Here is a 23332-nt window from a genome sequence, read left to right as displayed (position 1 = left end):
AGGAGAAATTCAATTATTTTATTTCATTAATTCTTCAACAAATTCAACTGGTACATATGTTTTTGTTGGTTCTAATAAAGCTGGTGCTACTTCAAAATGACGAAGTGCTTTATTATAGCCATATTCTTTTTGACCACGTGTAATTGTATAAGATAATGCGCCTTTAGAAATAATTGCGCCATTTCCTGTGGATTCTACTTTAAAGCCTAACTCTTCAGCAATTAAACGAAGTGGTACCATTTTAGTACCTTCAACCTCATAAAAGTCTTTTTCTATAATCTCTTGTACAGCAGCTTTAGATGGATCCACTTCACCTGGCTCTTGTGCAATCGTATCTAAAACGACAACTTTTGAAGGTGGTGTTTGTGCTGGGATACTCATTGTTGCAATTGTATAGAACACTAGTAAATGTTGTTCTGCCAAATCCTCAGCCTTTACTTTTTTACCAGATAGGCTAAGTAATTCCGTTTCTTTACCAACATTTAGTTTTAACGTATTATCAGTATTCACTAATTCTTTATTGAAAAAGTCTACTTCTACAGTTCCCATTTCTTTTGTTTCAACAACAATTACCTCTGGGTTATATTGTGGTGGATAAATCATAAGCATTGGTTTATTTGCATATGTGTATGCTGTTACTTTATCACCTTTTTGTAGTTTAACTTCTTTACCAGTATTATCGAAAACTAGCGTGTCGTCATTTACGACAAAAACATTTGTATTTTCGTCCTCTTTAACAGTGTAATATGTTGAATCCTCACGTTTTTCTACGTTCTCAATTGTTCCAGCTACTTTAATAAAAATAGGTTGAACCTGTGGATTTTGCTCATTATTATCAGTAGCGTTCGTCACAACCGCTTCTCCTTCGTTTGCTGATGCAGTTGGAGCTACTACAGCGCCCCCGATTAATAATGCTGACATGGCAAATGGTACGACTTTCGTCATTTTCATAAAAAAGCATCTCCTTCATTTCACGAATTCATAGTAGTAGTCGGTTATAAAAGAAAAAGGTTACAACATTTCCAACATTTTTTTATTCACCATAAAAGCCGTGATTCTTTTACAATGAAGAATCACGGCTTTCACTCTAACTGTTTAGATCGTTTCGCGGGTATTTCCTTGCTTCGTGCGGACATCGTATTTAATCACATAAAACTAAAACATGAATTGCAGTAGATTTAATATACGCTGTAAAAAATATTCTCGCTCATTTTGTTTTTTCCTTATTTTTAAAGCTATATCTGGGAGATCAGTAATGACTCCGTTAACATTTTTCCGAATAAAATCTTGTAAGGACTGGTCTTTATTCAATGTCCAGACAAACAGATCAATTTTTTGTTGCTTCATTTCTGAAATCAGCTGATCTGTTACCCATGCTTCCTCAAGTGAAATAAAATCAACTGTTTCATCCATAGGCCCGATATTTAAAGCATAGACAATCCCAACACGTAAGTTCGGCGCCAATTTTTTTAACTGTGTCATCTTTTGTGGATCTGATGATTGCACATAATACGTATCGAGCACCTTATAAGCCCTTAGTTTTTCTACTAACTTGGGCAATATATCTTCCGTTTCTTTACCATGAACTTTCAATTCAATTAGTAAGGAAACATTTAGCGTTTTTGCTACTTCAATAAAATCATCTAATGATGAAATTTTGTCGTTAAAGCCATTAGCATGAATCGTTAATGTCTTTAATTCTCCGAGCGTCATATTGGCGATAACACCATTTTTACCAGTTAATCTTCTTAATGTTTGATCATGAAATACAACGAATTGTCCATCAACTGTTTGCTGTATATCAATCTCGATTAAATCTGCACCTGAACTTGCTGCACTGACAAGGCCACTGATCGTATTTTCCACATTACCCGTCGTATAGCCACGATGAGCAATAATTTTGGTACCTGGTGCATAGACACTATTCTCTAACGAAATAATATTCATCACACTTAAAAAGATGAAAACAACCAGAACGATGAAAGACAATGGCTTATAGCGCCTTTTCTTAAATTTCGATGTAAACCTTGTCTTGCCAAAAGCAGTTTTATTATAGGTAACAGCCACCATTACTTGTGAAAACATTGCTTGCAACATACTAAATAACACGACGAAAACTATTTCTAAAAAAGCAAGCGTAATCCCTGCTGTGACAAGTGCCGTGCTCGGTATCAAACGCTCCAAAATATACAACGGCAAGGTGCTTATTAACGTAATTCCAAGCATCACAAGTAGATGAAATGTAACAAGCATGGCTAATAATGCGAGCAGTTCTAACAAACCTCGCTTTGAAAAGCGCCAGCTCTGTATTAATGAACGAACTATTGATATTTTGGGCTGGATTGTAAAAATCGGCAATGCCAAAATGCTCCGTATCCCTACTATCACTAAAACAATTGCAACAGCAGAATAAAGTAAACGTCCTGAACGACTACTCATTATTTCATCTGTTAAAAAATGTGGAATGGCCATTGCTTGAATGAACGTTAGCGGAAATATAAATGAAGCTAATGGCAATAACAGAGCAATATAAATAATTAAAAAAATGACTTGAATACTAAAAAAAGATAGTACTTTACGGTTGAGCTGCTGCCATATGTGTAGAAATCGGTAGCGAATTCCCCTTTGTTGATGAAAGGCCATTAAAAAAAGAAAGCCCATTTCATAATAAATAAATAGCAACATGAGCATGATCAAAAGAATAATCATTAAAATGACAAAGGGATGTGCCATAAAGCTTTGAATATTTTGCTGAGTAATATGTGTGTAGCCCGTTACTCGCAGCATTAGCTTAAATACGATAGTCGTCATAGGAGCAATTAATAAAAACTGACATAACTTAGTCAGTGCGAAAACCTGTATATAATCCATACGATACATATAAATATTGTAGACGGCTTGTCGCATTACTTGTCCCGATTTGTGCATTTACTCACCCCAGTCATACCTATCGTATCCCCTATCTTAAGCATCTTTACGATTTTTATAAGCTCTTTCATATATGATATGTAAATCTTATTTCAAATTACCTTAAGCTCTTGAAATACAATTTGTTCCATATAATATGCGAGGAAAAATGATAAGATTTCTGTATTTATGGTGTCTTTAAATAATTTCTTGAAACTTTTTTGTATGTAACTCGGTAAATAATACAATTGAAACAAATTAAGGGGGCTAATAATTATATGAGACAAACAATGTTTAATCTTGGTGATATTATTAGTACAACCGTACTTTTTGTCATTTTCCTAGCGATATTTTTCGTGATGATTAATACGATAAAAAAAATGAAATCGACTGCTCCTTTGCCTCCCCAAGAATCACTTCAGCAAAAAGTTGATGATTTAACAACACGAGTGGCAATACTTGAGCAACAAGTGAAAAATTTATCAGAAAAACCCTAGCTCCTAAAAAATGAAAAAACGCTGTAAAGTTTATTCTTTACAGCGTTTTCATGTTCTTATAAAAATATTATGTCAATGAATTAATAAAGTATAGCTCTTTCGAAAAATGTGAGGTTGATTTCCGTTACGATTGAGCGCTTTTTTCATAAACAATACGGCCATCAACAACCGTATAGGCGACTTTTACTTGTGGAATGTTTTCAACATCTACCGTAAAAAGATCCTCTTCTAGAATAGTAAAGTCTGCTGTATAGCCTTTTTCAATCTTACCTCGAACATGGTCTTGCGCTATTATTTGTGCAGCTCCTACAGTATAGAGTCGCACTGCCTCAAAAAGTGAAACTTTCTCCGCTGGACCGTAGCCGTTATGAGATTCCCCAAAATTCCGCCTTGTTACTGCAGCATATATACCATGTAAGGGATTTGGCACTTCAATCGGTGCATCACTACCACCTGCAACAACTAATCCACGATCTAGTAGCGATTTTAACGGGTGTAAGCCTTTTGCTCGTTCCTCCCCTAACCTGGCTAGTTCTGCCTCATACTCTCCCTGTACAAATTGCGGTTGCATATCCACTGCGACAGGCAACGCAGCAAGCTTTTCTAAAATACCTTCATCGACCAAGCTACAATGAATGACACGATCTAATTGACCTTCGCGAGGCGGATGGGCGGCAAATACTTTTAAAATTGTTTCAACGGCTAAATCTCCTATGGCATGCACTGCAACTATTTGTTCATGTTGACGTGCAAGTTGAACATATTCCTCTAATTGTTCTGTTGAATGTACGAGAATACCGCAATTGTCTGGCTCATCACAGTATGGTTCACGAAGAGCAGCAGTACGTCCTCCAAAGGCACCATCCACAAAAATTTTCATGGCACCAAACTCTAAATACGGAGAAGATGCTTCTTCCATCTTGGCAACTTCTTCAAATACGGCGTGGTGTTGTAATAAATGAACTTTAAACGATTGCTTTGCCTCAACAATCTTTCGAAATGCATGTATTGGTTGAAGCGGTGGCCCATAATAGCTTAAATCCTCAGAATGACCGCCCACTAAGCCATATGATTGCAATGATATTACCGCCTTCTCGAGAGCATCCTCAATATACTCAGGCGTAATATGAGGCATATGGTTGACAATCATGTACAATGCTGCGTCTTTTAAGACTCCTGTCAGCTTTCCATCCACCTTATCAATGTCTCCACCTTCTGGAGATGGTGTGTCCTTTGTTATTCCCGCAAATGCTAGTGCCTTGGAATTAGCTAAAATTAAATGATGACAGCTGCGCTTAATAATTAAATGTGCTTCACCTAGAGCATCAAGCTCCACCAATGTTGGAAAAATAGGGTCTTCAAATTGTGTCTCATTAAGCCCTATCGCAATGACCCATTCATTAGCGGGAACTTCTAGCATCCGCTCACGAATAATTGCCAGTAGCTCGTCCTTACTTCTGACATTCGATACATCAATATGTTTTAATTTCTCCCCGTAGCCAATGATATGTAAATGACTATCAACAAAACCCGGATACATCACATTCCCATGTAAATGTCGAATAGAACTAGCTTGTGGCGACAAGCTATCTACTGAGCCTGTCGCCACAATTTTCCCTTCTTTTACAAGGACTGCTTCAACTGTTTCGCCAATTTTCGCCATCGTGTAAATTTTCCCACCTGTCCATAACGTTGCCAAAACAATTCCTCCTATGCAAACACTTCAATTAGGTGAGCTCGCTCTAAGCGACGGCGAACAATTACCCCAAACCATGCTGCCAGAACAGCTTTCACAATACCTACAACGATAAATGGTGCCGCACCGCCCATAAATGCTGCTGTCCAAGTTAAATCTCCGACAATCTTTAACCAGGTCGTTCCAAACGCCAAAGTCACAATCATTCCAATGATGTTCGCAACAATTGCGTGGAAAAATGTAATGCCAAATTTATTTAAGTATAAGCCCATAATAATTGCCGTCACAAGGAATCCAACAATATAGCCACCCGTAGGACCAACTAAAATACCCAATCCCCCTGACATACCACTAAATACTGGAAGACTTGCTGCACCTAGTAAAATATAAAGCAGTACTGATAACGTACCAACTCTTGTCCCTAAAATCGTTACGACTAAGCCTACCGCTAATGTTTGTCCTGTTATTGGAATAAGTGGTAGCGGGATCGTTACTTGTGCAAGAACAGCAATAATCGCTGCACCAAATGCCGCTAACACATAATTATATGTACTACTCTTTTTCAAACTAAATTGCCTCCCTTTGTACGTTAACTCCTATTGTAAATAAGTTAACACAAAGATAAAGCAAATAAAAACTGTTGTCAATCTATTTCGACAAATTGCGATAAAAAAAGAAATTGCTATAGTGAACTAGCAATTTCTCTTCATAAATTACCAAAGCGGATCGTTGGTAGGATCATCTTTTTGCAAATTATAGACATATGGCGCTAATTGTCGATAATAAATAAGAATTGCAACTATAAAGAAAATAATCCCAATCGTAAAATTATTAAAAATATAATGCATAAAAGACATAAAAGGAACCGGAAATGCTATAATGCCACCCATTTGCATAGATTTTTTTGTGCGATATTGTTTTTCCTCACAATAAGGGCATTCGAGTTGACCATTTTTCCGATACATTTTTCGAGCTTGCTTCTCTGACCAAGTTTCCCCACACTCAATGCACACCGGTAGGCCATATCCTTTCTTGATTAGCACACGTTTAATAATAAAAGTAATACCTACAAAAAAACTAAAAAGCAATATACCTTTTACGAAATCGTTTTGTAAAAATGTCCATACACTCCATGTATTCGCTTCTTGCTGTATGCTAGCTGCTTGATGACTTCCCGAATTTTTATTGTGTGATAATAAATAACTAAAACCAATGACAAAAATCGTAAACGTTGCTAGTACCACACGATATTGCCACGGACTACTTTTTCTTTGTTTATTTTTACTACGTGCTTTTTGGGCAATCGCCTGTTTTTTTTCATCTGTAAGCTTTACATCCCGAAGTTCATTTAGCACATCTTCTTTAAATTGATTCATGGCGTAACACCTCCCAATCATAATCACCGATTGCTGTTGCAAGTTGCTTTCTCGCACGCTGTAATCTTGTACGTATTGTTGCTTCTGGACAACATACGAGCTGTGCAATTTCCACTGTTGTCATATCCTCAAAATAATAGAGAATCAGTACTTCCCTATATGCCACAGATAATGTAAACAAAGCTTCCACTAGCTCTCGTTTTGTAGACTTCGCAAGAAATTCTTTTTCAGGCGTGACTGCTGTCGGACGACCTGTTATTTTTTCAAAGAGTGTCAGTCGTTTACTTTTCCAGCTACGCAAATAATCATGGCTTCGATTGACCGTCATTTTCACTAAATATGTACGTAAAGATGATTCTTGACGAAATTGCTCCTGCTTTTGATAAAAGGCGATAAACACATCCTGCACAATGTCTTCAGCTGTTGCTTCATTTTTCACATATAAATAAGCAACCTTTAGTAAATAGTCACCGTGCTCTGCAATAATTTTTTCGATATCCATTTGTTGTCCCACCTTCTTTCTAAACTACTGACGGATGCCATTTCATTTCCGATTCATTTTTTCAAAAAAATTTTATAAAAAAAATCTGCAAAACTCCAACGACTATTCGTTGAAGTGAAGCAGATCCTTTATGATTGATTATTTCGCTAAATAGAACGCTTACAATAAAATCCGCTAGTACCATCATCTGACTCGTTTATTTACTATTTCCCGCATCACTATATTGATTAAAGACCGTGATTTGGTTACGCCCGTTGCGCTTGGACGTATACAGTGCTGTGTCCGCATTATGGATCAACTCTTCAACCGCTGTAATCTGGCCATGAATGTTTGTACTTACGCCAATACTAAATTCCAAATGAACGGTCTCATTATTGATTGTTAAAGACATAGAGTTTAATTTTTGATAGAGATTTTCCGCCATCATTTGTACAGATTCACCTTCCTGTAATTGACTAAGAACAATAAACTCATCCCCGCCAAAACGCGCAACTATTGACTTATATGGTTGAAAATAGTCTTTTAATTTAGTAGCAGTAATCGATAAAGCATCATCACCAAATAAATGACCATTTGTATCATTGATTTCTTTAAAATGATCTAAATCAATCATCATTAATGCTAATTGCTGTTTTTCTACTGAAGCTTTCTCTACCATTTTCTCTGCATTCTCATCAAAATAGCGTCGATTATAGATATTCGTTAATGGATCAATAAAAGAGGTTTTTTCTAATTGTTTCTTCTGGTCATTGTACTCCATCTCAAATAACAAATGAGTATAATTTTCCCTTTGTATTTCAAGTAAAATGTTAATATATTCCTTTTGTATCGAGCATAATACAATTTTATTACCTTGCTCTTCTATTAGTTTCACCAAAGAATTATAGATAGTTTGAAGCATAGCTAAATCATTATTTTGTAAGGCATAGTGCTTCGACTTTTGGTACAAATCAATGGCCTCGCCAATGCGTCCCCGTTTTTCACAAAGCAAAGCATAGGCATTTATAACCTCCAATTGTACCTTGGAATAAGGTGGTTTCTGAATCATTGTTAGCAGTTCTTTCAATAATTCTTCTGCATCTTCAAATTCCTCCAAGCAAATTTGCGCAACAGCTAAGTTTATTTTTGAATAAATAATCCCTGTATAAGGATTTTCATGCTTTATCTCAAAATAATTAGCATAGTATAAGCTCTTTAATGCAAAATCTTTCGCTTTTTGATAATTTCCTAAAGAGTTTTCTAGGTCGCTTAAATTATTATAAATTTTCCCTATACTATCTGTATGTTGAATACGCTCAGCAATCTCTAATCCCTTGATCATAAACTCTTTAGATTTTTTTATATGGCCAAATGTCCCCCAATAAATGGCGGCTAAAATATAATGATGGATTAAATCGATATCATCGCCGTATTGAAAGGTTAATTCGCGATATTGTTCAAGCACACTAATAGAAACTTGTAAATCACCTGTTTGAAAATAACTTGCACAGCTATAGCGTAATAACAGGATTGCTTTTTTATACATACCAAGCGCAATAGCACTTTCAATTGCGGCACTACTTAATTCTATATATTCTATAAAGCGATTCGCATTATACAATTCATTTAGCGTAATCCATAATTCTTCAAACTCCTGTGTGTTCATACCGCCCCTCCTTATATTAACCCCTACTTCTTTAATACTATCTTTATGAGCATAATATTACAATTCCTCAGACTCATTTATTTTCAAATTTATGAGTAATTTTAACCCCAAAATGATTTGAAGTAATCCATTTCTCCTAAAAAGATTGTATATACCTGTAAAAACGACTCTTTTTATATGGAAAATATTTATAGCAGTACAAAAACTATAAGTTCCTGGCAAATAAAAAACAAGCCTCTTCTTTAAAGAGACTTGCTAATTGTCGTAAATGGAATGAAAGTACTAGTGTCTCATCAGTAACACTTTATCTCCAAGCGATGTTAATATGCTTTATGCATACAAGTTATAAAGATTCTTTAATACCTAATAGCGCCTTTAACTCTTCGGATCTTTTTTGACTAAGATGTACAATCCCGTAGCCCTCTTTATACACATAAAGTGAGTGACCGTAACTAACCCAGACATCTACACGAACTCCCTCTAGCATAAATGAATAATCTGGGGGGCTTTCCATACCTTTATCAGGCTGCCACGTTGTTTGTCGAAAGAATTGGATGACTTCCTGTTCATTTTGGTGGTTGAGCTTAAGAGTGATTGTGACTGTTGGTTCACTAATTTCCACATGGTTTAATACGCCGTAGTGTGTGACAATTCCATTTTCATCAATCGACTGGCTACTATTTGATTCTAAGCTGACATAATCTCCTTGATGTACCGAAAAATCATCTATAATCGGATACCAAGTAGCTTTTGGATACTTTTTCAAGATTTGCTCTTGCGAAAGGTTTTCTAAGTCCTTCGGAACAACTCCTTCAACAAATAGAAAAGCATTAGATTCTACTTCTACCTTTATGACTGTTCCCATATACGTAGTTCCAGATGTGCTACTATAATAATTCTTGATGCTATTTTGTTTCTGAAACGTTTTTACCTGCTTTGCGAAATGTTTATCAAAATAGCGTAGAGCGTCTTGAGCAGCCATTTGTTGTACTATACCTTTCGGGAAAGTAGGATATTTTTCTTGATAAAAGGTATCAAGCTTTTTTTTAGCTGTATACATCGGTAACAACGGCTCTAAATACGTCTTAAAATATTTTTCTACTCCCTTTTCTTTAAAAAGATCAGCATATTCAGGTATTTGTTGTAACTTAACAAGCTCGTCATAATGCTCATTTCCAGCAGCCTTTAGCTCTGCCTCAGTATATTGAAGACCAAGTGATTTTGCATAATTATAAGCAGCAACTACCCCCTTGTAGCGTTCAAATGCCTCTTTTATATAAAATTCTTCGTCTTGATTGCCCCAATAGATGCGTGTGATTTTCTCAAAATGAGTAAGCTGTGTAGCGTTAAACATGTTTGCCGATTGTTTCGTTTCTTTATTTAGTAGTTGTACCATGACAAATCCAACTAAGCAAAACGATACAATTGCCGTTAAAAGCGCGAAACGAATGGGTTTTTTAGCTTTGACATTGTGCTGCTGTAAAACACGTTTTTTTACACGCTCCTTACTCTCACCCATATCCCCTGCTACTTTCACCAATTCCTTTTGCCATTCATTCATGTCCAAGCACCTCCCATTCCTCCTGCTTTAGCTGAGACTTTAAGGCTTCTCTCGCCCTTTTTAACCTTGTTTTCACAGTGTTTTCTAAAATACCTAGTACTTGTGCTATGTCGGTAATCTTCATTTCCTCATAATAGTAAAGGATGATAGGCTCTCTATATGTTAATGGGAGCTTTAATATAGCTGCCCCAATATACGATCTTTCCTCCGCTTCAATCAGTGTATTGCGCTGAATATTAGCCTTCACCGGAAATATTTTTTCTTGTAAAATTAATTTCTTATAATGCCAGCTTTTTAAATAATCCTTGCTTTTATTAATCGTTAACCTAGATAAATAAGCACGTAGCTGTCCACGTTCCTCATATCCATGCTGAGAAAATTTTATAAAAACTTCCTGCACGATATCTTCTGCTGAGTGCCGGTTTTTCACGTAAAAATAGGCGAGACGTAATAAATGCTCTGCATGTTCATCCATAATTTTTTCAAGTATGCCGTCCACCTCCCCTCTTCCACTATAAACGACTGCCATTAAATGACCGTTTCACTATTTTTTTTAAAATTTCAATTATCATATTGACCTTGGAGCATACTCCAATGTTAGGATAAATTTAGGAGGTGCTCACATGCTTATCAAACAATTCGCAGCTAAGTATAATTTATCTACTGATACAGTACGTTACTATGAAAAGGAAGGATTACTACATCCTCATAAACAAGGTAATGGCTATCGAGTGTATGATGTCACTTGTGAACATACAATAAAATTTATTTTAGTATTAAGACAACTTGGCTTTACATTACATGAAATCAAACAGCTTCTGTCGCTAGAGCAAATGCCAACTTCAGATGCTTGCAATCAACAAACAGTACAGCTATTCTCAGCTAAGATCACTCATATTGAACATCAGTTAATTTTTTATCAGCAAGCACTACAATCCTTACAGCTTACTCAAACATTAATGGCTGAAGGAAAATACGCAGAAAATAAGTTGGTCATCGGATCACTTATTGAGGATATGTATAATAAATTACAAGAAGGAAGTGGTCATCATGAAACTACGTAAAATTATCTCTATGGAATATTTAATAGCATTTTTAGTAAGTATATTTTTCTACTGGCATTTTGAATTTTCGTTCCTATATTTTGTGCTATTTTTATTACTACCGGATATAAGCATGTTAGGCTACATAATAAACACTAAAGTTGGCGCGTTATTTTACAATATTGGCCATAGTTTAGTTGTACCAGCAATTCTCTTGATTTTAGGCTTCGTCACTGTATCGACACCGCTACTAATGGCATCTATAATTTGGCTAGCCCATATCTTTTTAGATCGCTCACTAGGCTTCGGTTTAAAATATGCTGCAGCCTTTACTAAAACTCATTTACAACAAATAGCTTAAGAGCCCAAAGTTGCGGTCCTATCGGGGGTTTTGTTAACTTTATCAGCGATTTTTGTGGTTATATCAGCGATTTTTGTGGTTATATCAGCGATGTTCAATGTTTTATCAGCGATTCTTGTACTGTTATCAGCGATGTTCAATGTTTTATCAGCGATTCTCGCACTTTTATCAGCGATGTTCGCAGGTTTATCAACAATTCTGTTACCCTTTCAAAAACCAATTTTTCGGAGGGATACTATGGTGTTGAATTTAGTTCTTCGTTTTCTATTAGAAATTTGTGTACTAGTGGCTTATGGGTATTGGGGTATACAAACTGGGAAAGGTATGTTCTTAAAGCTTTTACTAGGCATCGGAGCACCCGCATTGTTCGTAGTTATTTGGAGTATGTTTGGTTCACCTAAAGCAACATTTCCATTGAATGGTACTTTGCATTTTATGCTTGAATTTGTGATATTCTCTTTAGCCGTCATAGCTCTGTATGCAACAGGACGAACAAAATTAGCGATTATATTTGCCATACTAATTATCATTAATCAGATTTTATTGTCCGTATTTCATCAACGCTAAAAAATCCACATTTTAAAAGTGGATTTCTTAGCTCTTTTGAAGGTAGGTGTATATCATCGTAAGGTTAGCTTTAATACCTTTTACTCCTTTCCATTCCTTATACTCTTTTGGTATAGAAATCTCAGAAACAAATTCTTCCAACGACAATTTTCGTTGAAGAGCCTCTTTTGCATGTTGAATCATGAAAGATAAATAATCAATTAAAGTATCGCATAAATCAAAATCAGCAACATTACCATGACCAGGTACAATTATATTTATATCGATTTGTTTAACTTGCTTTAATATCGACAAAAATTCTTCAGGGTTATAGATTGGTACATGTAAATCTTCAGTCGCTAAATCACCCATAAAAGCTATTTTTTCGTTAGGTAGGTACATAAATGTATCACTCGGTGAATGTCCTCCGCCTAAACAGTATAATTCTACAGTTCTTTCGGAACCGGTAATCGTCAATTTCTCTTCAAACAACAAGGATGGTAACACAATTTGCAATTGAGATAAATCATCAAACACCTTCGACATTTCTTGATATTGGTTAATTAAACTCGCTTTTATAATGGTGTCCTCTGTTGAATCGATTTGATTTTCCAGTTGAAGGAGGTATTGATTCATGTCCTGCTTTTCCTTCTCATAATCTTCAATCTTATTTTTTTCTTTGCACAATTTCTCAGTTACATATGTAGAAACAATCGTTGTATCTAAAAATACTTGATTCCCAAAAACATGATCTCCGTGATAGTGACTATTAATCAAGTACTTTACTTTCTTACCCGTTAAACTTTCGGCTTGGCGCCTTAACTCTTCCCCAGCTGAAGGAGTACTTAGCGAATCAAAAACTAGAAGCTCATCACCTAGATCAATTATTCCTGAATTACTCCAAGCACCTTGCCCTGGTTTAGCAATAGCAGCCAACACACCGTCACATAAAGTATGCAAAGTAAAAAATTTTGTTTCTACAATCTCCTTCTCCATCATAGCTCCCCTTTGAAGTTTTTACATATTATAGCATTCAAACTTGAAGATAAATCAAGACAAAAAAGAAAATCCACTCTTTTTTCAAAGTGGATTTTCTCATCAAATTAAATAAGTCGCTTAATCTTCGTTTCATATAACGCAACAATTAGTAAGCCACCAAGTATAGGGATTAAAGAACTAAAGCTAAAATAAAAACCTACACCATTGTATCGTCCTAAGAAATGAAATTGTAGCCATGGAACGCCATATGTTTCACCTACACCGTATAAAAAAACTGTGCTAAATAAAAACAATGCGAGACATTTTATAAATTCATTTCTTTTCATTACAATTCACCTCACTTAACGATGGTCATTTGTTTTGTATAGGCTACAAGATCTTCGATTGTTTGCTTAGAGTCAACACTAAACATGCTATATTGATAGCCGTTTTCCTGCCAGCTAATAGAACGGAAGTTTTTCCCATCCATTACAGTAGCTTTTTGACCTCGGATGTCCATTTCTTTTTCACCTTTAATAAGCTCTTCCTTCTTAGCATTACTATTTACTTTAATAACTGTTACTGAAATATCTTGCTGATCATTTTTTGCATAACTAAAGGTATACTCAGAACGATCTTCTATCCCTTTATCTAATGATATAGCCTCCAAAGTTAGTCCATTTCCTTCTGGCACCATTAAAAATTCTCCAAGCTGTTCTTTCACTGTATCCAGTGTCACTGGCTCAGATTCAGGTACACTTATTTCTTCCACTTTTGCATCCTTTGGAATATCAAGTGTAAATTGTGCATCATCAATTTTTGCATTTTCATCCATTTTCGTATACTCTGATGTCATTTTATTTCCAGCACTATTTGTTATTGTTTTTAATGTTACCCACGTTTTTTTATCAACCCATACTTCAATATCACCTATTAAAGTATCATCTTTTTTAGCTTTCGCTACAACTTTATATGTTTCTCTTCCTGCAATCTTCTCCTCTCCTGCCATTTCTACATCATGTGTATCCTTTACTGCATTAAATAGTGTTTCTAACTGGTCTCTTTGTGATGGGATTTCATCTAACCCACCTTTGCTAATATCTATTTTATGAACAGTGTTTTTAACAACATCATACATAATAAGCTGTGAACCATTGTTGACTACGATGCTATGCTCACCATTTTCAGCTGTTGACTCAATACGTCGTTTATCACCTTTAATCCACTCTTTGAGTTGAACTTTTCCACCCGCGTCGCCCATATCCATTGTGTATTCACCGTAATACGTAAGTGGTTCTTTCGTTTCCTGTAATGCATGATCAATAATTTCCTGAGGTGAATATGACCCCTCTGTATTACAACCTACAAGGCTAAATGTTAGTGCGGCAACTAAACCTGCTGCACGTAATGATTTTTTCCAATTCATTATGAATTCTCTCCTTTAAATGGTGGCAACCAGCAAAGTACAGCTGTTCCATAGTCATCTTTCGATACAAGCTCTACTGTCCCACCGTGTTTTTCTATTATTTGTTTTGCTATATTTAATCCTAGGCCAGTGCCGCGCTCCCCAGCCTTTGTTCGTGCTGTATCTACTTGGTACATGGGCTCGAATAACTTCTCGATATCCTCTTTTTTTACACCGTGTCCTCTATTTTGCACAATGATATACATACCATCCTGCTTTACCAGTGCTTTCGATACAAAATCAAAGCACCCTACTGGGCATTGTCCAGCATTCACGGCCGCTAAATCTATCGATGTACCTACTGCTCCATAGCGCCAAGCATTACTCATTAAATTGTCGATCACCCGTTGAAGCTGCTTCGGATGCACTGCATACATACCCTCTATGTCACAAGTAACTTCAAGCATAAATCCTTGATCTTTGGACAGCTGCTCATAATCAGACAGTGCCATTTCAAAAAACTCTGCCCCATCAACTGCAACAAGTTCTAAATGATAGCTTGTCGATTGCAGTAAAGTGTACATTAGTAAATCCTCTAACATATGCTTCATCGTTTCAGACTTTGTTAAAATTATTTGTCGGTACTCGTCTTGTTGTTCTTCTGATAACGCCTTGCTTTGTAAAGATTCAGCATATGCTTGAATAGCTGTCAGAGGCGTTTTCAAATCATGGGAAATACTTGCAATCATTAGCTCCTTTTGCTGTTGTTCAGTTTTCAAGTGAGCACGCGCTGTTTCAATTTCGTCCTGCATGGCAAGAAAGGTTTGAGCAAGTTCCCCAATTTCATCTTTTCTTGACACTAAATTTGATTCCACATACTCTCCCTTTGCAAAAGTACGCATTTGCCGCATCAGTTCATGTAACGGTCGATTTAATTTACGGTTAAGCAGCATCATTACTGCAAAATAAATAAGGAGAAATAATAATATAGAGCTAGCTATTACAAGCCAAGAACGACTTTCAACACCTTTTACCCAATCCGTCCTAACTAATTGAATCTCATAAACCCCAAATAATTCTCCATCTTGATAAATAGGTTCTTTATAAGTAAAGGCATTGTAATTTTGCTTTAGTTCATATAAACCTTTTAAAATACTATCTTTAGAATCAAACACCTGTTTCAATGGATTTGAGGAATAAAAAATCAAGCCTGATTTCGAGTAAAGTGTAATTGCAAGATGATCATTGGTTAGTGCTTCAATATCTTTTATATCCGCATTTTTTGTATAATACATAGGATTATCGAGAACAGATTTCACCTGATTAAGCTCTGTCCATTTTTCAAAATACTCAGCAACGTTTTTATCTTGATAATAAGCATTAATCCACACATAAAGGCTATAAGCACCTGTTATCGGTAAAACCATCACGATGAAAAAAGTGATGAGTAACCATGTTTTAATCTTCATTGTAGTTCACCGATAAAGCGGTAACCCTTGCCCCATACTGTTTGTATATAATACGGTGATTTGACTGGGTCTTTTAGCTTTTCCCGTAGCGCCTTTATATGTACTGTAACTGTATGTGTTTCATCTACGCTCGCCTGTTGCCAAATATGCTGATAAAGCTCTTCTTTTGAAAAGGTTTGGCTTGGATTTTTCGCAAGTAGTTTTAGCAAAGCAAATTCCTTCTGTGTTAAAGCAAGCTCTTGATCATCAAGGCGCGCTGTTTCCTTTTGCCAATCAATTTTTAAGCCGTGTGCAAAGGATGTAACATCATCTGCTATCTCTTTTTTCGTATAACGTTTCCAGCGACGTAAGTGTGAGGCTACACGTGCCTTTAACTCCTCTAAGCTAAACGGTTTCGCTATATAATCGTCAGCGCCCTGCAAGCCCTCTACCTTATCTTCCTCTTCCTTACGCGCGCTCATCATTATAATAGGTACATCACTTTCCCAACGGATATTTTGGCAAACCGTAAGACCATCCATCTCAGGCAACATCCAATCGACTAACACTAAATCGAACGTATCGGCTTGAAAATCAGCTAGCCCTTCCAGTCCTGTTGTTGCCCAAGTAATTTGGTAACCTTCTTGCTCAAGCGTATCCTTCACAATACGCCCAATCGCCGTATCATCCTCAATCAGTAATAGCTTTTCTTTCATCTATTCTCCTCCTGTATTAACCTTACTATGTAAAAAGACATTTTTTCTGAACTTTACACTTTCTTTATAATTACCATAGATTTGGTTATCCGTCACTTCACGTTTTCTATCCGTCGGTCTGCTCGGATTTTCCGTCTCCTTATTTTTCATCCGTCGATTGGCTCGAGCTTTCTGTCGCTTTGCCTTTTCCAATATATTTCATTAGTTATTTAATTTTCTATTGTAAAATATACTTTTGGCTATAAAAAAACAAGAAGCTATTATTTTATAGCCTCTTGTCTTATTTAAATAAATTAAAATCACTCAAAAAAACAGTCAGCGCACAGCTGACTGTTTACATTTCCTAGCGACGTCCTATTTCACAGAGGGAGGTCTCCAACTACAAAAAGAGGCACTTCAAGCTTTTCTAGTTGCTATATAATTACCACTCAATCATCGCTGGTAGTGCGAAAATTTATTTACGATAATACGTTAATCTTGCTGATGTATATAGATTGTCATCATTTACAGAGATCAAAGCAGTGTAACCACTCTTTTCCCATCTTGAATGTAAACTACTATATTTTGTATAAGTGAATTGGTAATCATTACCGAATTCTACTACCCCTTGCTTATGTAGTCGGTCATGTAAATAAGACATTTGATCCCAAGTGTGATAACTATCTTGTTCAGGAAGGAAATCATAGCTAATATACTCTAATTGCCCACCAGTAAAAACGTATGTCAACTCTGCTGAATAGCCATATTTTGTCGTTCCATAGACTAAATATGTATCTCTACCATCCTGTTGTTTTTGTATAAGCTTTGATTTTTCATTTTTCTCTACATCACGAATAGTCAATTTAAAGTTAATATTATTGAAAGGCACAACAGGCTTCTTTGCGGATAAAAATGAATCTACAACGTACCCTTTGATATTACCAGCAGTCACATAAGACCAACCTACTAATGTAGAATGTACAGTTACCTGTGTACCATTACTTAATGAACCTACTGAAGCTCCCGATTGACTGGCAATATTTCGAACGATAACCCCACTACCTGTATTAACGTACTTTGTCGTTGTTTTAGTCTTCCCAATAAAATCGGATTTAACATAACCTACCACATTGCCATATTGTACAAATGACCAACCATTTCCTACTGATCCATAGTCTTCAACAATCATATTATACTTTAATGTAGCTAATGTTGGTGCTGAAGGAGATGGCTTAGATTTCACAACGAGACCACCTTTAGAATTTGCAATTTTAATCGTCGAAGGCGGAACACTTAAAAAAGAGGAAGAAACATACCCCTTTACATCACCTGTTTGAATGTGAGACCAACCATCTGAGGAAGAAAACTCTATCACAAATTCATTCTTAGCTAGATTACCAATGGAACCGGATGTATCATTTGGAGACTCCCTCACAACCAAGTTCGTGCCACTTACAACCTTCACTGTTCGATAATCAGCCGCCTCTGCTACTTGATGCTGAATGCTAAATAGCATCATGAGTACAAAAACTGCAACAAACAATTTCTTTAGTATATTCAATCAATTTACCCCCTTTTACAACTCTACTATTCTACCATTTTCCCTATTGATTGTATATATTTTCATATTATTTATTACTAAACATGCAAAGACCCCATAGAACATTTTTAACATATATACCAAAGAAAATTTCAATAGAAAATAAATTATTAATTAATAGATCAAAATTGGTCTCATCGCAACTAAAGCTCAGAAAGCCTATTATTTATAGGCTTTCCAAGCTCAGCTAAACTTTTATTCATACAAACCCTCTCATCTCGCAAATCTAAACGTTTACTTTACACTCATCTGTTAATAGTACTAATTTTTTATTATTAATGTTGCAGTTTAACTCGGATGGCTAAGAGGAAAATGATAGCTATATAGAACAATTACTAAAAAATCATCGTTCTAAAATTGAGAAGATGCTTTTTGATGCTGATAGTCCATCAATAATCAATTTAGGATTTTCGTAGTATCCGTTATGGCAGATTTCGGATACCAATCTCAAGGCATTCCGTCGTATTCTTTCCCATCCGTCAGTCTGCTCGGATTTTCCGTCTCCTTATTTTTCATCCGTCGATCGGCTCGGGCCTTCCATCGCTTTGCCTTTTCTTTCCGTCGGTCTACTCGGGCCTTCCGTCACCTTGCCATTTCTATTCGCCGACCCTACTTATTAATCAACAAAAAAGGAATGCACGCAATTTGTGCATTCCTTCCATTCTGTTAGAAAAATAGACTTAATATAAAGTAAATAGCTGCAGCCATGACTGCGGAGATTGGCATAGTGATTACCCAGGTTGTCACGATTTTTCGTGCCATGCCCCATTTAACACCTTTTACACGGTGTGCTGTTCCTACTCCCATGATAGATGAAGAAATAACATGTGTTGTAGAAACTGGTAAGTGAATTAATGTCGCACCGAAGATGATGGATGCAGAAGCAAGGTCTGCTGCTACCCCGTTTACTGGACGGATTTTCATAATCTTGCCGCCGACTGTTTTGATGATTTTATAACCACCTACAGAAGTACCAAGACCCATCGCACATGCTGCCGCAAAACGTACCCAGAAAGGAATATCGTCTGTATGATGCAAGCCTCCTGCAATTAAAGCAAGCGTAATAATCCCCATCGCCTTTTGCGCATCGTTTGTACCGTGTGTAAATGATTGTAAAGCTGCTGTACCAATTTGCATTGTGCGGAAGCCTTTATTTGTTCGATATAAGTTCATATCTTTAAATAACACTTTAAATAAAGACATCATTAAGAAACCGCCTGCAAACGCAAGTAATGGTGAGAAAATAAGTGCCTGAATGATTTTTATGAAGCCGCTATAGTTCAATACATTAAAGCCTGCCGCTGCAATGGCAGCACCTGCCACAGAACCGATCAATGTATGTGATGAACTAGATGGAATTCCAAAGTACCACGTTACTAAATTCCAAGTAATCGCTGATAATAATGCCGCTAAAATAACGACAGAACCTGTAATATCTCCATCAAAAGCATTTAAGCTGAACGGGTCAACAATATCCTTTGTTAATGCTTTTGCTACTCCAACGAATGTAATAGCTCCAACGAAGTTCATAAGGGCAGCCATATATACTGCTGTACGTGGCTTTAATGCTCTTGTTGATACCGAAGTTGCTATTGCATTGGCTGTATCATGAAAGCCGTTAATAAAGTCAAACACAAGTGCGAAAATAACGACTAATATTGTTATCAGTAATATCGTATCCATTTCTTACTCTCCATCTTACGCGTTACGCATAATTATTGTTTCAATTGTGTTTGCTACAGTTTGACAGTAGTCTGCAATATCTTCAAATTGTTCATAGATACTTTTGAAAACGATGATGCGCATCGGATCTTTTTCTTGAATAAATAATTGCTTCATCGAAGAGCGGAAAATTTCATCACATTCACGTTCATAGTCCTTAATTTGAATAGCATGTTTACGCATTTCAACAAGCTTTTTACTATTTAATAGCTCCATTGCTTGGACCATTTCGTCTGTACTTTTCGCAATATATGTTAAGAATTGGCGCATCGGGTCCGTAACTTCTGTTAAATTGTACATGTCAAAATGAGCAATACAGCCTTCCATACCATCAATGACATCATCTAATTTATTGGCAAGTGATAAAATATCCTCACGCTCGATCGGTGTCATGAAAGATTTATTTAACATGACGATAAGCTCGTGAATCAATTTATCTCCACTTGTTTCATATCGCTTCATTGTGTCTGCGATTTCTTTTAGTGAATCTATATTTTCAATACGTGCGTTATGAGCGTAATAAATACCTTCTTTAACGTTTTTAGAAATGTTTAATAATGCTTTAAAAAATGGATCTTGTTTGTTTGAGTTGAACATCATGTTCCTCCTGTTGAATGAATATTGACGATTTCTGCAATCATCATAACAAAACTTTCACATAGTTCTACAGATTTTTAAAGATAAAATAGTTGAATTTACAAAAATGTAATATAAAATTCGCCACAAATATTTTTAGGTACTTTTCCAAGTTGAAAACGTTGGAAACCCAATAATAAAAATTATCGATTTTTCTTTAAATATTACCGTTTTTTCTTTTATTTTTATAAAAATACTTGAAAAAACTTTTTTCCTTTCTATTTTTTCATCGTTATCAATGTTAAGGAATTGTAAACAATATTTACATACAAAGAAAAACTGCATTGTCATTTATTACAATTCGCAGTACTGTTATAAGAAAAATGATCTTACACAATAAGCGTTAAAGAAGGTTGAATATCATACATATGGACATCGATTTACTTTCACTTGTTATACTTTTAGTACTTGGCTTTATCGCGTCGTTTTTAAATGCAATTGTCGGTGGCGGAGGATTAATTTCATTACCTGCGCTTATGGCAGTTGGTTTACCTCCTAGTACTGCAATTGCCACAAACAAACTCGCAAATACCATTAGCAATGGGGCTAGCATGTTAACTTTTTTACAAGCTGGCAAGGTTGATGTGAAAAAGAATAAGAAGATAATACCTTTTATCTTCATTGGTTCATTCATTGGTGCATACACCGTGCATCTCGTTTCACCAGCTATTTTAAAGCCTCTAATGCTTGTTATGCTCGTCCTTGTTACCACTTATACAATTTTCAAAAAAGATTGGGGACAACAACCTGAAGAACGGACATTAAGTACTGTGAAGAAAATCGCCTTTATTGGCGCTTTTGCTGCTGTTGGCTTTTACGATGGTTTCTTCGGACCTGGCACTGGTTCTTTTTTTATTTTTATTTTATTAATGATGGGAAATGATTTCTTGCAAGCTGCAGGTAATGCAAAAGCCTTTAATTTCACATCGAACTTAGCCGCACTTGCTATGTTTTTACTATTAGGAAAGGTAAATTTTTTATACGGTTTACCTATGGGCTTCGTCATGATTTTCGGTGCAATCCTAGGTTCAAAATTTGCGCTGAAACGTGGGACAAAAATGATGCGTATTATTTTTATCATCATGACTTGTACATTAATTGTCAAAAATGCATGGGATTATTTCAGTATTCATTAAGGTGTACTTTTAACAGCAAAATAGTTCTGATTTTATTGACAAAAATTTTCAGTCAATTGACAAAAATTATTTGCGTGCTATAATTCTTTTAGGCTTCACCGCGTTGAAGCGAAGAAGTAACTAGTAGGAGGATTAGCATGTTTCGAATTGAAGCAAAGAGTAACCCTCGATTTATCGAGGCAAGCTTTATTATACTTTTAATTATTGCCACTATGGCATTCAGTATTGGGTATTTAAAAGCGACACCCCATATACCTATTTTTCTTGTCATTTCACTTTTAATTGCCTATGGATTACTAAAAAAAGTTCCGTTTCGTGAGCTTGAAGCTGGTATGGTTGCAGGTGCAAGCGCTGGACTTGGGGCAGTTTTTATTTTCTTCTTTATCGGTATTTTAATTTCGAGTTGGATTATGGGCGGCACAATTCCAACACTTATCTACTACGGCTTTTTAACAGTTACACCAAGCTTTTTCTTTGCAATCGTATTTTTGATTTGTAGTATCGTTGGTGTTTCTGTTGGTAGTTCATTAACTACTGTAGCAACTGTGGGCGTTGCCTTTATGGGAATTGCCGGTGCAATGGACATCTCTTTAGCGATAACAGCTGGTGCGATTGTTTCAGGAGCTTTCTTTGGGGATAAAATGTCTCCGCTATCGGATACAACCAATCTTGCATCTGGTACGGTTGGTGTAGATCTTTTCGAGCATATTAAAAATATGGGTTGGACAACGATTCCAGCTTTCGTAATCTCATTCGTCCTTTATGCAATATTATCACCAACAGAAGGAAATACTTCTTTTGAAACAGTTGAGCAATTTAAAGAGGGATTACTGTCAACTGGGCTTATTCATTGGTATACATTATTACCAATTGTTGTGCTTGTTATTATGACTTTTTATAAAGCACCTGCACTTATCACACTCGCAGTCGTCTCAGTTATTGGTGTTGGACTAGCCTACATACAAGAACCGATTGCACTATCAAATGTCTTTAAAATGCTTTTTGAAGGCTATAAATCTACTACGGGAAATAAAGATGTAGATGCATTACTGAGTCGCGGTGGTATGAACAGTATGCTATTTACAATTGCACTTGTTTTATTAGCATTAACAATGGGCGGTCTTTTATTTACTCTCGGTATTATTCAAAGTATTTTATCGAAGGTAGAGAGCCTCTTTAAAAGTGCTGGCTCTGTTATTACAGGAGCTGCCATTACGGGGATTGGTGTTAACACATTAATTGGTGAGCAATATTTATCCATCCTACTTACTGGTGAAGCTTTTAAAGCACAGTTTGAGAAGGTAGGGCTGGCCCCTAAAAATTTATCTCGTGTTATGGAGGACGCAGGTACTGTAGTCAATCCTCTTGTCCCGTGGAGTGTTTGTGGTATTTTCATTGCTAGTGTACTAGATATACCAACAACAACTTACCTACCATTTACCTTCTTCTGTCTACTCGGACCAATTTTAACAATCATCTTTGGTTGGAGCGGTAAAACATTAACGAAGCTTGAAAAATAAGATGGGTAGCTGATGAAATCGTCAGCTACCTTTTTTCTATTATAAGAGTCCGGTCTAA

General features: G+C 36.0%; 23 protein-coding genes. 6 read left to right on the top strand and 17 right to left on the bottom strand.

Features of this window, described 5'->3' with window-relative positions:
* Positions 1 to 18 precede the first annotated feature (18 nt).
* Together ACFVT8_RS15325 and ACFVT8_RS15320 are read right to left on the bottom strand one after the other, a co-directional pair.
* The gene (locus ACFVT8_RS15325; protein ID WP_387081429.1) at positions 19 to 951 is read right to left on the bottom strand and encodes a stalk domain-containing protein; all 933 of its coding nucleotides are present in this window, start codon (positions 949 to 951) and stop codon (positions 19 to 21) included.
* A 204-nt stretch (positions 952 to 1155) separates the two neighbouring features.
* On the bottom strand, positions 1156 to 2928 hold the full coding sequence (locus tag ACFVT8_RS15320) for a glycerophosphoryl diester phosphodiesterase membrane domain-containing protein (protein ID WP_387081427.1): 1773 nt from the start codon (positions 2926 to 2928) through the stop codon (positions 1156 to 1158).
* 257 nt (positions 2929 to 3185) lie between these two features.
* Here ACFVT8_RS15320 and ACFVT8_RS15315 point away from each other — a divergent pair, with 257 nt between their 5' ends.
* Positions 3186 to 3404 (top strand): coiled-coil domain-containing protein, encoded by a 219-nt coding sequence (locus tag ACFVT8_RS15315; RefSeq protein WP_387081426.1) that lies wholly within the window; start codon positions 3186 to 3188, stop codon positions 3402 to 3404.
* Positions 3405 to 3528: 124 nt separating this feature from the next.
* Here ACFVT8_RS15315 and ACFVT8_RS15310 read toward each other — a convergent pair whose 3' ends face one another.
* From ACFVT8_RS15310 to ACFVT8_RS15280, 7 genes are all read right to left on the bottom strand, one after another.
* Positions 3529 to 5103 (bottom strand): amidohydrolase, encoded by a 1575-nt coding sequence (locus ACFVT8_RS15310; RefSeq protein WP_387081424.1) that lies wholly within the window; start codon positions 5101 to 5103, stop codon positions 3529 to 3531.
* A gap of 11 nt (positions 5104 to 5114) precedes the next feature.
* Positions 5115 to 5666 (bottom strand): biotin transporter BioY, encoded by a 552-nt coding sequence (locus ACFVT8_RS15305; RefSeq protein WP_387081423.1) that lies wholly within the window; start codon positions 5664 to 5666, stop codon positions 5115 to 5117.
* Between the two features lie 147 nt (positions 5667 to 5813).
* Positions 5814 to 6476, bottom strand: a complete 663-nt coding sequence (locus tag ACFVT8_RS15300; RefSeq protein WP_387081422.1) for a TIGR04104 family putative zinc finger protein — start codon at positions 6474 to 6476, stop codon at positions 5814 to 5816.
* Complete coding sequence (locus tag ACFVT8_RS15295; protein WP_387081421.1) at positions 6463 to 6978, bottom strand: RNA polymerase sigma factor; 516 nt, start codon at positions 6976 to 6978, stop codon at positions 6463 to 6465. Before ACFVT8_RS15295 ends, ACFVT8_RS15300 begins: the two co-directional genes overlap by 14 nt.
* Positions 6979 to 7174: 196 nt before the next feature.
* Positions 7175 to 8623, bottom strand: a complete 1449-nt coding sequence (locus ACFVT8_RS15290) for a tetratricopeptide repeat-containing diguanylate cyclase (protein WP_387081419.1) — start codon at positions 8621 to 8623, stop codon at positions 7175 to 7177.
* 343 nt (positions 8624 to 8966) lie between these two features.
* On the bottom strand, positions 8967 to 10184 hold the full coding sequence (locus ACFVT8_RS15285; RefSeq protein WP_387081418.1) for a hypothetical protein: 1218 nt from the start codon (positions 10182 to 10184) through the stop codon (positions 8967 to 8969).
* A complete protein-coding gene (locus ACFVT8_RS15280) occupies positions 10177 to 10713 on the bottom strand; it encodes a sigma-70 family RNA polymerase sigma factor (protein ID WP_387224285.1) in 537 nt (178 codons plus the stop codon). Before ACFVT8_RS15280 ends, ACFVT8_RS15285 begins: the two co-directional genes overlap by 8 nt.
* Positions 10714 to 10807: 94 nt before the next feature.
* On the opposite strand from ACFVT8_RS15280, the gene ACFVT8_RS15275 reads away from it, so the two are divergent.
* The 3 genes from ACFVT8_RS15275 to ACFVT8_RS15265 are packed head-to-tail and all read left to right on the top strand — an operon-like array spanning position 10808 to position 12155.
* On the top strand, positions 10808 to 11248 hold the full coding sequence (locus ACFVT8_RS15275) for a MerR family transcriptional regulator (protein WP_387081415.1): 441 nt from the start codon (positions 10808 to 10810) through the stop codon (positions 11246 to 11248).
* The gene (locus tag ACFVT8_RS15270; RefSeq protein WP_387081413.1) at positions 11235 to 11588 is read left to right on the top strand and encodes a DUF4260 family protein; all 354 of its coding nucleotides are present in this window, start codon (positions 11235 to 11237) and stop codon (positions 11586 to 11588) included. The genes ACFVT8_RS15275 and ACFVT8_RS15270 overlap by 14 nt, the downstream gene beginning before the upstream one ends.
* A gap of 30 nt (positions 11589 to 11618) precedes the next feature.
* Complete coding sequence (locus ACFVT8_RS15265) at positions 11619 to 12155, top strand: YrdB family protein (protein ID WP_387081412.1); 537 nt, start codon at positions 11619 to 11621, stop codon at positions 12153 to 12155.
* Positions 12156 to 12182: 27 nt separating this feature from the next.
* On the opposite strand, the gene ACFVT8_RS15260 is transcribed toward ACFVT8_RS15265, so the two are convergent.
* From ACFVT8_RS15260 to ACFVT8_RS15225, 8 genes are all read right to left on the bottom strand, one after another.
* A complete protein-coding gene (locus ACFVT8_RS15260) occupies positions 12183 to 13130 on the bottom strand; it encodes an MBL fold metallo-hydrolase (RefSeq protein WP_387081411.1) in 948 nt (315 codons plus the stop codon).
* A 107-nt stretch (positions 13131 to 13237) separates the two neighbouring features.
* A complete protein-coding gene (locus ACFVT8_RS15255) occupies positions 13238 to 13459 on the bottom strand; it encodes a hypothetical protein (RefSeq protein WP_387081410.1) in 222 nt (73 codons plus the stop codon).
* A gap of 11 nt (positions 13460 to 13470) precedes the next feature.
* Entirely contained in the window at positions 13471 to 14538 is a 1068-nt protein-coding gene (locus ACFVT8_RS15250; RefSeq protein ID WP_387081409.1) for an outer membrane lipoprotein-sorting protein, read from the bottom strand.
* Positions 14538 to 15986, bottom strand: coding sequence for a HAMP domain-containing sensor histidine kinase (locus ACFVT8_RS15245; protein ID WP_387081407.1), 1449 nt, complete (start codon positions 15984 to 15986; stop codon positions 14538 to 14540). Before ACFVT8_RS15245 ends, ACFVT8_RS15250 begins: the two co-directional genes overlap by 1 nt.
* Positions 15983 to 16681: a response regulator transcription factor gene (locus tag ACFVT8_RS15240; RefSeq protein ID WP_387081405.1), complete on the bottom strand. Its 699-nt coding sequence runs from the start codon at positions 16679 to 16681 to the stop codon at positions 15983 to 15985. The genes ACFVT8_RS15245 and ACFVT8_RS15240 overlap by 4 nt, the downstream gene beginning before the upstream one ends.
* 454 nt (positions 16682 to 17135) lie before the next feature.
* Positions 17136 to 18221 carry an SH3 domain-containing protein gene (locus ACFVT8_RS15235; protein ID WP_387081403.1) on the bottom strand — a complete coding sequence of 362 codons (1086 nt, stop codon included), beginning with the start codon at positions 18219 to 18221 and terminating at the stop codon, positions 17136 to 17138.
* A 705-nt stretch (positions 18222 to 18926) separates the two neighbouring features.
* Positions 18927 to 19943 (bottom strand): inorganic phosphate transporter, encoded by a 1017-nt coding sequence (locus ACFVT8_RS15230; protein WP_387081402.1) that lies wholly within the window; start codon positions 19941 to 19943, stop codon positions 18927 to 18929.
* A 15-nt stretch (positions 19944 to 19958) separates the two neighbouring features.
* Entirely contained in the window at positions 19959 to 20579 is a 621-nt protein-coding gene (locus ACFVT8_RS15225) for a DUF47 domain-containing protein (RefSeq protein WP_370082328.1), read from the bottom strand.
* A gap of 407 nt (positions 20580 to 20986) precedes the next feature.
* Between ACFVT8_RS15225 and ACFVT8_RS15220 the strand changes: the two genes are divergently transcribed.
* Positions 20987 to 21754: a sulfite exporter TauE/SafE family protein gene (locus ACFVT8_RS15220; RefSeq protein ID WP_387081401.1), complete on the top strand. Its 768-nt coding sequence runs from the start codon at positions 20987 to 20989 to the stop codon at positions 21752 to 21754.
* Between the two features lie 137 nt (positions 21755 to 21891).
* Positions 21892 to 23274, top strand: a complete 1383-nt coding sequence (gene nhaC, locus ACFVT8_RS15215) for a Na+/H+ antiporter NhaC (RefSeq protein ID WP_387081400.1) — start codon at positions 21892 to 21894, stop codon at positions 23272 to 23274.
* Positions 23275 to 23332: the final 58 nt, after the last annotated feature.

It is taken from the genome of Lysinibacillus sp. NPDC058147 (assembly GCF_042884205.1).
In the GTDB taxonomy this organism is placed as follows: Bacteria; Bacillota; Bacilli; order Bacillales_A; family Planococcaceae; genus Lysinibacillus.
The sequence above is the reverse complement of the archived record's forward strand: the minus strand, read 5'-3'. Positions and strand labels throughout refer to the sequence as shown.

Excerpts from the sequence above, each read along its gene's own strand:
- ACFVT8_RS15230 (WP_387081402.1), bottom strand. The coding sequence starts at position 19,943 with ATGGATACGATATTACTGATAACAATATTAGTCGTTATTTTCGCACTT.
- ACFVT8_RS15260 (WP_387081411.1), bottom strand. The coding sequence starts at position 13,130 with ATGGAGAAGGAGATTGTAGAAACAAAATTTTTTACTTTGCATACTTTA.
- ACFVT8_RS15255 (WP_387081410.1), bottom strand. The coding sequence starts at position 13,459 with ATGAAAAGAAATGAATTTATAAAATGTCTCGCATTGTTTTTATTTAGC.
- ACFVT8_RS15250 (WP_387081409.1), bottom strand. The coding sequence starts at position 14,538 with ATGAATTGGAAAAAATCATTACGTGCAGCAGGTTTAGTTGCCGCACTA.
- ACFVT8_RS15275 (WP_387081415.1), top strand. The coding sequence starts at position 10,808 with ATGCTTATCAAACAATTCGCAGCTAAGTATAATTTATCTACTGATACA.
- ACFVT8_RS15295 (WP_387081421.1), bottom strand. The coding sequence starts at position 6,978 with ATGGATATCGAAAAAATTATTGCAGAGCACGGTGACTATTTACTAAAG.
- ACFVT8_RS15290 (WP_387081419.1), bottom strand. The coding sequence starts at position 8,623 with ATGAACACACAGGAGTTTGAAGAATTATGGATTACGCTAAATGAATTG.
- ACFVT8_RS15270 (WP_387081413.1), top strand. The coding sequence starts at position 11,235 with ATGAAACTACGTAAAATTATCTCTATGGAATATTTAATAGCATTTTTA.
- ACFVT8_RS15285 (WP_387081418.1), bottom strand. The coding sequence starts at position 10,184 with ATGAATGAATGGCAAAAGGAATTGGTGAAAGTAGCAGGGGATATGGGT.
- nhaC (WP_387081400.1), top strand. The coding sequence starts at position 21,892 with ATGTTTCGAATTGAAGCAAAGAGTAACCCTCGATTTATCGAGGCAAGC.
- ACFVT8_RS15280 (WP_387224285.1), bottom strand. The coding sequence starts at position 10,713 with ATGGCAGTCGTTTATAGTGGAAGAGGGGAGGTGGACGGCATACTTGAA.
- ACFVT8_RS15225 (WP_370082328.1), bottom strand. The coding sequence starts at position 20,579 with ATGTTCAACTCAAACAAACAAGATCCATTTTTTAAAGCATTATTAAAC.
- ACFVT8_RS15220 (WP_387081401.1), top strand. The coding sequence starts at position 20,987 with ATGGACATCGATTTACTTTCACTTGTTATACTTTTAGTACTTGGCTTT.
- ACFVT8_RS15240 (WP_387081405.1), bottom strand. The coding sequence starts at position 16,681 with ATGAAAGAAAAGCTATTACTGATTGAGGATGATACGGCGATTGGGCGT.
- ACFVT8_RS15315 (WP_387081426.1), top strand. The coding sequence starts at position 3,186 with ATGAGACAAACAATGTTTAATCTTGGTGATATTATTAGTACAACCGTA.
- ACFVT8_RS15300 (WP_387081422.1), bottom strand. The coding sequence starts at position 6,476 with ATGAATCAATTTAAAGAAGATGTGCTAAATGAACTTCGGGATGTAAAG.
- ACFVT8_RS15320 (WP_387081427.1), bottom strand. The coding sequence starts at position 2,928 with ATGCACAAATCGGGACAAGTAATGCGACAAGCCGTCTACAATATTTAT.
- ACFVT8_RS15245 (WP_387081407.1), bottom strand. The coding sequence starts at position 15,986 with ATGAAGATTAAAACATGGTTACTCATCACTTTTTTCATCGTGATGGTT.
- ACFVT8_RS15325 (WP_387081429.1), bottom strand. The coding sequence starts at position 951 with ATGAAAATGACGAAAGTCGTACCATTTGCCATGTCAGCATTATTAATC.